We start from the raw sequence: 10,607 nt of genomic DNA on the forward strand, positions 1-10,607 counted from the left end.
GCTGTCGGGCATGTTTCGGCGCAGCGCGCAAGCCGATGCAGCGCGCATTGTGAGATTGGGGAGAGAAGGGTCCGATGCATTACGCCGACAACGTTGATTACCCCAGGCTGCTGTCGCGGCCGTCCGTCTATGGTCCGGGCCTCGGCCTGCTGTTCGGCGTTCTTCTCTACGCGCAGGCGGGGGCGACGTCGCTGGGCCAGGCGCTTGCGGGCCTGTTCGGCCTTGCGGAAGGGTCGCCCCTGGCGGCGAACCTAATCGTCGCTCTCATCGTGACCGCCGTCGTCGCGGTCAATGTCGCCGTGGTGATGCGGTTGAGCCTCAAGCATCAGGTCTATGTCGTCTGGGTCGAGCTGGCGCTTCTCGTCCTGCTGTTCTTCTATTCGTTCGATCTCAGCTTCGAGTTCATCCGCCGCAAGATCGGCTTTCTCCTGACGCAGGGCCTGGTGACGACCCTGTATGTATCGGCGATCTCGATCGTCATCGCGTCCGTTCTGGCGATGATCGGCGCCGTTGCGAAATTGTCCTCCAACGGCATCGCGCTGGGCATCGCGAATTTCTATACCTCGCTCTTCCGCGGCCTGCCTTTGCTGATGCAGATCTACATGATCTATCTCGGCCTGCCGCAGCTCGGATACGTCATCAATGCGGTGCCCGCCGGCATCCTGGCGCTGTCGCTCTGCTACGGCGCCTATATGACCGAGATCTTCCGCGCCGGCATCGAGAGCATTCCCAAGGGCCAGTGGGAGGCCTCGCGGGCTCTCGGGTTGAAGCCCCGGGATACGCTGACGCGCATCATCCTGCCCCAGGCCATGCGCATCATCATTCCGCCGACCGGCAATCAGTTCATCGCCATGCTCAAGGACAGCTCGCTCGTATCCGTGGTCGGGGTCTGGGAGCTGATGTATCTCGCCCGCACGCAGGGACAGACCGAGTTCCGCCACGTGGAGATGATGATCACGGCCTCGCTGATCTACTGGATTTTGTCGATCGTTCTGGAGCTGATCCAGGCGCGCATCGAGCGCCGCTTCAACAAGGCCCATGTCCGATGACGAGCGGCGCAATCGAGACCGGTCACTTACGAGAGGAGATCTACTCGTGATCCAGAACAGGAAGCTCTCTCTCGTCGAAACGACCCCCGAGACGGCCGGAACCGTTCCTGCCGTTCGGATCCGAAATCTGTCGAAATGGTATGGCAGCTTTCAGGCCTTGAAGAATGTCGATCTCACCATTGCCCGCGGCGAGAAACTCGTGATCTGCGGTCCCTCGGGCTCCGGAAAGTCGACCCTCATCCGGACCGTGAATGCGCTCGAGAGCTTCCAGGAAGGGCAGATTGTCGTCGACGGCGTCGAGCTCACGCGCAAGCCCGAAGCGGTCGAGGCCGTGCGGAAACGGGTCGGCATGGTGTTCCAGCAGTTCAACCTCTTTCCGCACCTCACGGTGCTGGAGAACTGCACCCTGGCCCTGCGGCTCGTGCGCGGCGTTTCGCACAAGGAGGCCGAGGAGCGGGCGCTGTACTATCTCGGCAAGGTCCGCATTCCGGATCAGGCCCAGAAATACGCCTCGCAGCTTTCCGGCGGCCAGCAACAGCGCGTGGCGATCGCGCGGGCTCTGTCGATGCAGCCCGACATCATGCTGTTCGACGAGCCGACTTCGGCTCTCGACCCCGAGATGGTCAAGGAGGTGCTCGACACCATGACGCAGCTAGCCGGAGAAGGCATGACCATGGCGGTCGTCACCCATGAGATGGGCTTCGCCCGTCAGGTTGCGGACCGGGTCGTGTTCATGGATCGCGGGGAGATCGTGGAGCAGGGCATCCCGTCCGAGTTCTTCTCCAGCCCCAAGGAGCCGCGGGCTCAAATGTTCCTGAGCCAGATCCTTCACTGATCGCGGCTCGAGGATCGGACAACAGCGACGAGTGGAGTGCGTGCGTGGCCAACGATTGTGATGTGGTCGTCATCGGAGCGGGGCACAACGGGCTCGTCTGCGCCTTCTATCTCGCCGCGGCCGGATACAAGGTGAAAATGTTCGAGCAGCGCTCCGTCGTGGGCGGCGCGGCCGTGACCGAGGAGTTTCATCCGGGCTTTCGCAATTCGGTTGCCTCCTACACAGTCAGTTTGCTCAACCCCAAGATCATCCGCGATCTCGATCTGCCCCGCCACGGGCTCAGGGTCGTGGAGCGCCGCCTGTCGAATTTCCTGCCGCTGCCGAACGATCAGTACCTGAAGACCGGGGAGGGCGTGACGCGATCCGAGATCGCTCGCTTCAGCCCCAGGGATGCGGAGCGTTACGACGCCTATTCCGGCGAAATCGACGCCATCGCGGACGTGCTGCGCGACCTCGTTCTCCAGCAGCCTCCGAACCTGGTCGCCGGTGGCCTGCGCGCGACGCTGACGGAGAGCTGGCGGGCCCTGATGACAGGAAACCGCCTGCGCGGCCTGTCCATGGCGAACCGGCGGGCGCTGCTCGATCTCTTCGCCAAATCGGCGGGCGACTATCTCGACGGCTGGTTCGAGACCGATTGCGTGAAGGCGGCGTTCGGCTTCGATTCCATCGTGGGCAACTTCGCGAGCCCCTACACGCCGAATACCGCCTATGTGCTGCTTCACCACGTCTTCGGCGAGGTGAACGGGAAGAAGGGGGCGTGGGGTCACGCCATCGGAGGCATGGGGGCGATCACCCAGGCCATGGCGAAAGCCGCGCGCGAGCGCGGCGTCGAGATCGAAACCAATGCGCCGGTGCATGAGGTCATCGTCGAGAAGGGCAGGGCCGCCGGTATCGTCTTGAAGGACGGACGCACCATCCGGGCCCGTGCCGTGGCGGGCAATGTCCATCCCGGGCTGCTGTTCGACCGGTTGGTGCCCGAAGGCGCCCTGCCGGCCGACTTCTTGAACCGCATGCGCCGCTGGAAATCGGGCTCCGGCACGTTCCGGATGAACGTGGCGCTGTCCTCGCTGCCGAGCTTTACGGCTCTGCCCGGACGGGAGGTCGCGGATCATCACACCGCCGGCATCATCATCGCCCCGTCTCTGGCCTACATGGACCGCGCCTATGACGATGCGAAGCAGTTCGGATGGAGCCGCGAGCCGATCGTCGAGATGCTGATTCCCTCGACCCTGGACGACAGCCTCGCGCCACAGGGCATGCACGTGGCGAGCCTGTTCTGCCAGCATGTCCAGCCGAGCCTCTCGGACGGGCGCTCCTGGGACGATCACCGCGAGGAAGTGGCCGATCTGATGATCACCACCGTCGACCGCCATGCTCCCGGATTCAAGGAGAGCGTCATCGGCCGGCAGATCATGAGCCCGCTCGATCTCGAGCGCACGTTCGGGCTCATCGGCGGCGACATCTTCCACGGTGCGCTGACCCTCGATCAGATCTTCAGCGCCCGCCCGATGCTGGGGCATGCGGATTACCGCGCGCCCATAACGGGGCTGTACATGTGCGGCGCGGGCACGCATCCGGGCGGCGGCGTCACGGGGGCCCCGGGCCACAATGCCGCCCGCGCGATGATGGCCGACATGCGCCGCCTGAGATGACATTCTGCATCCCGGCCGCCTGACTTGTACTGAAAGCCTCCTTAGAGCATCGGACGTGAAAAGTGGATTTGCACTTTTGGGATTGAATCCGATGCTGCCTTCCTGGAAAGTGCGCATCGTGCGGAAGACCGGGTCCACTTTTCGCGAGCGCGGCCCGCCGGGTCCACACGATGCGCTGGGCAGGTTCGCGGGAGGCCGGAATGACGGGGCGTGCGGCAAAGCAATCCACGAAGCTCCTCGGCCTGGTCGGGCCCAACGCCGAGAAGACCGTTTCCCTGGCGCTTCAGGGGGGTGGAGCGCATGGGGCGTTCACCTGGGGCGTTCTGGATTATCTGCTGGAGGATGGCCGTCTGGCCATCGAGGCCATCACGGGCGCAAGCGCAGGGGCGATGAACGCCGTCGTCCTCGTGGAGGGCTGGCTCGAGGGAGGGCGCGACGGCGCACGGGAGCAGCTGCGGACATTCTGGAAGCGCGTCAGCCTCGACGGTGGTCTCTCGCCCGTTCAGCGCTCTCTGTTCGATCAATTCCTGAGCTATTGGGGCGGGGCGCGGGCGTCCGCGCCGCTTTGGACGGACGCATGGGCCAATGTCACGAGCCCCTACGATCTGAACCCGCTGGACATCAATCCGTTGCGGGATGCGCTTGGCGAACTGATCAATTTCGAGCGCGTCAGGAGCTGCACGGAGACGAAGCTCTTCATCTCGGCGACAAATGTCTGGACGGGAAAGATCCGCGTCTTCTCGGCTCCCGAACTGACGGTCGATCATGTCCTGGCCTCCGCGTGCCTGCCGACGGTCTTCAAGGCCGTGGAGATCGATGGAGAGCCCTATTGGGATGGCGGCTACACGGGAAATCCCGCGCTGTTCCCGATCTTCTACGAAGCGGAATCCGACGACATCGTGCTGGTTCAGATCAATCCCATCGAGCGCCGCACGACGCCGCGCACGGCACAGGAAATTCAGGGCAGGCTGACCGAGATCACCTTCAACGCGAATCTCCTCTATGAACTGCGCGCCATCGGCTTCGTCGGGCGCCTGATCGATCAGGGAAAGCTTTCGACGGACGACTACAAGCGCGTTCTGATGCACCGCATCCATGGTGGCGCCGCGCTCGATGCCTATGCTGCGTCATCGCGTCTCAATGCGCGCTGGGATTTCTTCAAGAAGCTGAAGAATCTGGGCCGCTCGTCCGCCCGCCATTGGCTGGCCGAGCACTTCGAGGCTCTCGGACGGGAGAGCACGCTTGATCTCACCAATGCCCAGGCTTAGCTAGCTCGGGTACGTCACATCGGATCGCGAGATCCCGCGAAAGGCCTTATCTCTCATGGCGAGAAAAGCAGGCAGTGCGGACCTGCCGCTGCACGGCGGGCATGTGCCCAAATGGCTTGCGGACCGCATGACGCGCCTCGGCGCCGTGATGAGCGAGGCCATCGTTCATCATTACGGCCGCGATGAATTGCTGCGCCGACTGGCGCATCCTTTCTGGTTCCAATCCTTCGGAGCCGTCATGGGGATGGATTGGCATTCGTCCGGCATCACCACCAGCGTGATCGGCGCCTTGAAGCGGGGCCTGACTCCCCTGTCGCGGGAACTCGGCATCCATGTCTGCGGCGGGCGAGGACGCCATTCGCGACAGACGCCGCAAGAACTCGTCGCCATCGGTGAGCGCGTGGGCTTCGACGGCTCGGCTCTCGCGCAGGCAAGCCGCCTGGTCGCCAAGGTCGACAGTGCCGCGATCCAGGACGGTTTCGACCTCTATCTGCACGGCTTCATCGTCACCGATGACGGACGATGGGCCGTCGTTCAACAGGGCATGAACGACGCGCGTCGGCAGGCGCGCCGGTATCACTGGCTGTCGGAGGATCTCAAGAGCTTCGTCGACGAGCCGCATAAGGGGATCGACGGGGTCGGGCAGGGGCGGATCGTCAACCTGACGGACCGGCGGGCCGAGGCCTCGCGCCGGGCCCAGATCGACGTCCTCGGCACGCTCGGGCCGGACGGCGTCGCGCGGCGGTTCGTGGCTCTGAGCGAGAGGGAGGTGGAGCCCTCGCCGCAGCCGCTGCTGCCCCATCTCGTCATGCCGGAGCATCACGATGTCCGGTCCAAGGACGTGGTGCTGCGTCGTCTGCACGGCAGTTTGGCGGCGGCCGCGGATCGGGGCCCCGAGGATTTTCCCGACCTTCTTCTGACCCCCGGCGTGGGCCCGCGAACCGTGGAGGCGCTGGCGATGGTGGCCGAGGTGGTTCATGGGGCGCCGTGCCGCTTCACCGATCCGGCCCGGTTCTCCTTCGCTCACGGCGGCAAGGACCGGCACCCCTTCCCGGTGCCGGTCCGGGTCTACGACGAAACCATCCGGGTGCTCAAATCGGCCGTTCAGAAAGCAAAGCTCGGACAGCAGGATGAGCTTTTCGCCTTGAAGCGGCTCGACGATCAAGCCCGCACCCTGGAGAGCGTCGCCGGCGGTCCCGGTTTCGACGCGCTGGTGGAGGGAGAGCGGGCCAAATCCCATCGCTATGGCGGCCGTTCCGTCTTTGGCGATGAGCCGCCTCCGTCGGCCTAGCGCATCGTGCGAACTAGCGCATCGTGCGAAGAAGTAGCCGGGTCGTTCCCAAGAACGATGCGTTCCTCTAGGAAGGAGCAACGAATTCGATCCCAGAAGCGGAATCCACTTTTCACGTCCGATGCTCTCGCGCATCGGCGTCGGGTGGGATGAGACGCCGCACATCACATGCGTGCCATGTGCTTGCCGGGCAACGGCATTTCCCCCATGCTCCGAGAGCGGCCGAGCCATACAAGGAGATAACCGGCTGCGCATGGGGCATGACGCTATGGACAGTCAGACAACAGTTCTCGGAATTCTGAAGAAGGCCCGCGAGCTCGTCGATGCGGGGCAGCATGGAGGCATCATCGAGGCCATCAGCGCGCTTAAAGGCGAGGCCAGCGGGCCGAAGCGCGATCTGGCCTATTACGCGGTCCTGGAAACCGCGAGTGCCGGTCGCGGAGAGGTCGGAATGTCAGCCTTGTCGGCCGCAAGCCGGGATGCGGCCATGGCCCTGCTCGATGCGACCATCAGGCGAATGACCTCGAAGCTGCATTAGAGCATCGGACGGGAAAAGTGGATTCCACTTTTAGGATCGAATCCGATGCCCCACTCCTTGGATGGCGCATCGTTTGAGCGAAAAACCAGGGCCACTTTTCGCTCGCGCGGCCCCGGGACGATACGTGAGAGGATGCCCGCTTCGTCATCCCGGAACAGCCTTTGACTGCCCAGGGCGACGGGGTGCGGAACGGAGTCCTTTTTACGCGAGGGCCGAACGCAGATCTTGGATCAGGTCGTCCGCGTCTTCGATGCCGACCGACAGGCGAACCAGTCCGTCGTCGATTCCGAGTTCCGCGCGCACCTGCGGCGGAACGGATGCGTGGGTCATGATCGCCGGGTGCTCGATCAGGCTCTCGACGCCGCCGAGGCTCTCGGCCAGCGTGAAGAGCTGGCAGCGCTCCAGGAGGCGCGTCGCGCCGTCGAGGCCACCCTTGATGCGTGCCGTGATGATGCCGCCGAAGCCACGCATCTGGCGTTTGGCCAGTTCATGCTGCGGATGGGAGGTGAGGCCCGGGTAAATCACGCCGTCCACCTGGGGATGCGCCTCGAGGAATTCCGCGATCTTCAAGGCCGATGTGCAATGCCGCTCCATACGCAGCGACAGGGTCTTCAGGCCGCGAAGGGCCAGGAAGCTGTCGAACGGGCCCGAGATCGAGCCGACGGCATTCTGCAGGAAGCCGATCTTTTCGCGAACCTCTTGGTTCTGGCCGACCACCACAACGCCGCCGACCATATCGGAATGCCCGTTGAGGTACTTGGTCGTGGAATGGATCACGATATCGAAACCGAATTCCAGCGGGCGCTGCACCCAGGGGCTGGCGAAGGTGTTGTCGGCGACCAGGAGCGTGCCGTGTCCGCGCGCCGCCTGTGCGATGGCTTCGAGATCCGCGAGCTTCAGGAGCGGATTGGTCGGTGTTTCCACCCAGACGAGGCGCGTGTTGGGGCGCAGGGCCGCTTTCACGGCATCCGTGTCGCTGAGATCGACATAGGTGATGTCGAGGCCCGCGGATTGCTTGCGCACCTTCTCGAACAGCCGGCGCGTGCCGCCGTAGAGATCGTCCGATGCGACGATATGCGAGCCGCTCTCCAGCATGTCGAGGACCGTGGCGCTCGCGGCCAGCCCCGACGAGAAGGCGAAGGCGGCGGAGCCGCCCTCGAGATCCGCGATGCAGCGCTCGAAGGCCATTCGGGTGGGGTTCTGGGAGCGTGCGTATTCGTAGCCCTTGTGAACGCCGGGGCTTTCCTGCGCAAAGGTCGAGGTCGCATAGATCGGCATCATCACCGCGCCCGTCGTCGGGTCAGGCGATTGGCCCGCATGGATGCAGCGGGTGGAAAAGGCGAGTTGGTTGCGAGTGGTCATCAGGCTTGAATCCGGAAGAAGTTGATGAGGTCGATGCGGGTGGCGAGGCCGACGAAGGTGTCGCTGTCCATGATGACCGGAACGAGACCTGCGGCAAAGAGCGGCAGGAGGTCGTTCACAGGCGCTTGGGCGGATACCGTCTGGAGGCGCGTGACCATGATCTCGCGCACCGGCTTGTTGAAGACGCTTTGCGGATCGTTCTCGTTCGCCACCAGAGCATCGAGAATGTCGCTTTCGTCGACGAGGCCGACGACGCGTCCGTCCTCGATCACGGGCAATTGCGAGATGTCGGAGGAGCGCATCCGCGCGAAGGCGGAACGAAGCGTCTCATGAGGGGAGACGAAGATCGTCGCGCCTTCGCCGAAGGGGTTGATGACAACGTCGCGCGCGGTTCCGGTGGCCTTGCGGTCGAGCCAGCCTTCCTGCGCCATGAAGGCGTCGTTGAACACTTTCGACAGATACTTGGCGCCCGTATCGCAGACGAGCGTCACGACGCGCTTGGCCTCGCTCTGCTCGCGGCAATAGCGCAAGGCGGCGGCGAGCAATGTGCCGGACGACGAGCCGGCGAGGATTCCTTCCTTGCGGAGCAGATCGCGCGCCGCCGAGAAGCTTTCCTTGTCGCTAATGGAATAGGCCTTCCGGACCAGGGAGAGATCGCAGTTCGGCGGCACGAAGTCCTCGCCGATGCCCTCGACAGCCCAGGACCCGGCCTCCGTCATCTCGCCCGTCTCGACGAGAGGGGCGAGGATCGAGCCGGCCGGATCGGCCAGAACCATCGCCGTCTTGGGTGAGGCCTTCTTGAGATAGCGCCCGATGCCGGTCAGGGTGCCGCCCGAGCCGACACCGACCACGACGGCGTCCACATCGCTGTTCATCCCGTCGAGAATCTCAGGTCCGGTGCTGGCTTCGTGCGCGGCCGGATTGGCCGGGTTCTCGAACTGGTTGATATAGACGGCGCCAGGGGTCTTGCCGGTGATCTCCAGGGCGAGGTCCTGATAGTAATCGGGATGTCCCTTGCCGACATCGGAGCGCGTGATGACGACTTCCGCGCCGAGCGCCTTGGCATGCAACACCTTCTCGCGGGACATCTTGTCTGGAACGACCAGGAGCGTGCGGTAGCCCTTGCTGGCCCCGACCAGGGCGAGCCCGACGCCGGTATTGCCTGCCGTCGCCTCGATGATGGTGCCGCCTGCCTTCAGGCTGCCGTTCCTTTCGGCGGCCTCGATCATGGCGCGGGCGGGGCGGTCCTTGATGGAGCCGCTCGGGTTGGCGCTCTCGAGCTTCAGGAACAGACTGCAGGGACCCGTATCAAGGCTTGTCACCTCCATAAGTGGGGTCCGACCGATCAGGTCGAGGGCTCCGCGAGCGGCCATTTAACATAATCCTTATGTATAATAAGTCTTCGCTTCTATATAAATGTGAAAATCGTTCCTGCCTATAGTCACTGGAGGAAACTTGTAGGCTTCCACCGGGCACTTTCAATCCGAAGCTTCCTTGTTGGAAGGAGCGATGCGCGCTTTCCGGTTCGCCGACACTTCATTCCTCGCATTGCCAATTCGGGCCGAACGGATAAAACCTCACCTGTCTGGAGTGAGATCCATGCTCGACCGCATTACCGGGATGCAGATTTTCGTGCGGGTCGCAACCCTCGGCAGCCTCTCCGCGGCCGCGCGCTCGCTCGGCATTTCACAGACCATGGCGACGAAGCATGTCGGTGCCATCGAGGAGCGCCTGGGCATCAAGCTCCTGCACCGGACGACCCGGCGGCTGACTCTGACCGAGGCCGGACGACGCTATCTCGAAAGCGCGGAGCGCATACTGGCGGAGGTCGAGGAGGCCGATGCCGCGGCCTCGGCCGAGCGCGTCGAGGTACGGGGCATGCTGAGGGTGAACGCTCCCCTGTCTTTCGGCGTCCGCGAGGTCGCACCCCTCATGGCCGAGTTCTCGCGCCTCCATCCCGCCGTGACGGTCGATCTCGGCCTGAACGATCGTTTCGTCGATCTGATCGACGAAGGGTGGGACGTGGCCATTCGGATCGGGCGGATGCGGGACTCGACCATGGTCGCCCGCAGAATCGCGCCGTGCCGCCTCGTGCTTTGCGGATCTCCCGCCTATCTTGCCGAGAAAGGAACGCCGAGCACGGTCGCGGATCTCCAGCAGCACAATTGCCTGGGCTACACCCTCTCCCAAGGCGTCGGACCGGACGGGTGGTCCTTCGGCGCCGATGGCAGGGTGAAGGTGCCGATCAAGGGCAACCTGCGCATCAACAATGGTGATGCCCTGGTGGCCGCGGCCGTTGCAGGGCAGGGGCTTATCTATCAGCCGACCTTCATCACGAGCCATGATCTGCGCGAGGGGCGGCTGATCGCATTGACCCTCGACCATCCTCCTCTCGATCTGCCGGGCATTTTCGCCGTCTACCCATCCGACCGTCATCCTCCTGCCAAGGTACGCGCCTTCGTGGACTTTCTCGCACGGCGCTTCGGATCCAATCCCCCTTGGGACAGGGGCCTTAAGCGCGCGTAGGTCGAAATCGGCGGGCCGCAAAAACTCAAAGTTGCGGCGAGGGGCAGCACAGCGATCATTCGAGTCCTACGGCGTTGAAAAGAGTC

At 63.9% G+C, this 10,607-nt stretch carries 9 protein-coding genes; 7 read left to right on the forward strand and 2 right to left on the reverse strand.

Annotated elements, in window-relative coordinates:
* Positions 1 to 74: 74 nt before the first annotated feature.
* From AB8841_RS15905 to AB8841_RS15930, 6 genes are all read left to right on the forward strand, one after another.
* Positions 75 to 1,049, forward strand: coding sequence for an amino acid ABC transporter permease (locus AB8841_RS15905; RefSeq protein WP_370436800.1), 975 nt, complete (start codon positions 75 to 77; stop codon positions 1,047 to 1,049).
* Positions 1,050 to 1,095: 46 nt separating this feature from the next.
* Complete coding sequence (locus AB8841_RS15910) at positions 1,096 to 1,884, forward strand: amino acid ABC transporter ATP-binding protein (protein WP_370436801.1); 789 nt, start codon at positions 1,096 to 1,098, stop codon at positions 1,882 to 1,884.
* A gap of 44 nt (positions 1,885 to 1,928) precedes the next feature.
* Positions 1,929 to 3,536, forward strand: a complete 1,608-nt coding sequence (locus AB8841_RS15915) for a phytoene desaturase family protein (RefSeq protein ID WP_370436802.1) — start codon at positions 1,929 to 1,931, stop codon at positions 3,534 to 3,536.
* 200 nt (positions 3,537 to 3,736) lie between these two features.
* Positions 3,737 to 4,804, forward strand: coding sequence for a patatin-like phospholipase family protein (locus AB8841_RS15920; protein WP_370436803.1), 1,068 nt, complete (start codon positions 3,737 to 3,739; stop codon positions 4,802 to 4,804).
* 55 nt (positions 4,805 to 4,859) lie between these two features.
* Positions 4,860 to 6,095 (forward strand): DUF763 domain-containing protein, encoded by a 1,236-nt coding sequence (locus tag AB8841_RS15925; RefSeq protein WP_370436804.1) that lies wholly within the window; start codon positions 4,860 to 4,862, stop codon positions 6,093 to 6,095.
* Positions 6,096 to 6,363: 268 nt separating this feature from the next.
* Positions 6,364 to 6,633 carry a hypothetical protein gene (locus AB8841_RS15930; protein WP_370436805.1) on the forward strand — a complete coding sequence of 90 codons (270 nt, stop codon included), beginning with the start codon at positions 6,364 to 6,366 and terminating at the stop codon, positions 6,631 to 6,633.
* A gap of 201 nt (positions 6,634 to 6,834) precedes the next feature.
* Here AB8841_RS15930 and AB8841_RS15935 read toward each other — a convergent pair whose 3' ends face one another.
* Positions 6,835 to 7,995 carry a cystathionine gamma-synthase gene (locus AB8841_RS15935; RefSeq protein ID WP_370436806.1) on the reverse strand — a complete coding sequence of 387 codons (1,161 nt, stop codon included), beginning with the start codon at positions 7,993 to 7,995 and terminating at the stop codon, positions 6,835 to 6,837.
* The gene (locus AB8841_RS15940; protein WP_370436807.1) at positions 7,995 to 9,368 is read right to left on the reverse strand and encodes a pyridoxal-phosphate dependent enzyme; all 1,374 of its coding nucleotides are present in this window, start codon (positions 9,366 to 9,368) and stop codon (positions 7,995 to 7,997) included. Before AB8841_RS15940 ends, AB8841_RS15935 begins: the two co-directional genes overlap by 1 nt.
* A 226-nt stretch (positions 9,369 to 9,594) precedes the next feature.
* On the opposite strand from AB8841_RS15940, the gene AB8841_RS15945 reads away from it, so the two are divergent.
* A complete protein-coding gene (locus tag AB8841_RS15945; protein WP_370436808.1) occupies positions 9,595 to 10,521 on the forward strand; it encodes a LysR family transcriptional regulator in 927 nt (308 codons plus the stop codon).
* The last annotated feature ends 86 nt before the right edge of the window (positions 10,522 to 10,607 follow it).

Origin of the sequence: Microvirga sp. TS319 (assembly GCF_041276405.1) — a bacterium.
GTDB lineage: Bacteria > Pseudomonadota > Alphaproteobacteria > Rhizobiales > Beijerinckiaceae > Microvirga.

Excerpts from the sequence above, each read along its gene's own strand:
- AB8841_RS15925 (WP_370436804.1), top strand. The coding sequence starts at position 4,860 with ATGGCGAGAAAAGCAGGCAGTGCGGACCTGCCGCTGCACGGCGGGCAT.
- AB8841_RS15930 (WP_370436805.1), top strand. The coding sequence starts at position 6,364 with ATGGACAGTCAGACAACAGTTCTCGGAATTCTGAAGAAGGCCCGCGAG.
- AB8841_RS15905 (WP_370436800.1), top strand. The coding sequence starts at position 75 with ATGCATTACGCCGACAACGTTGATTACCCCAGGCTGCTGTCGCGGCCG.
- AB8841_RS15920 (WP_370436803.1), top strand. The coding sequence starts at position 3,737 with ATGACGGGGCGTGCGGCAAAGCAATCCACGAAGCTCCTCGGCCTGGTC.
- AB8841_RS15935 (WP_370436806.1), bottom strand. The coding sequence starts at position 7,995 with ATGACCACTCGCAACCAACTCGCCTTTTCCACCCGCTGCATCCATGCG.
- AB8841_RS15945 (WP_370436808.1), top strand. The coding sequence starts at position 9,595 with ATGCTCGACCGCATTACCGGGATGCAGATTTTCGTGCGGGTCGCAACC.
- AB8841_RS15940 (WP_370436807.1), bottom strand. The coding sequence starts at position 9,368 with ATGGCCGCTCGCGGAGCCCTCGACCTGATCGGTCGGACCCCACTTATG.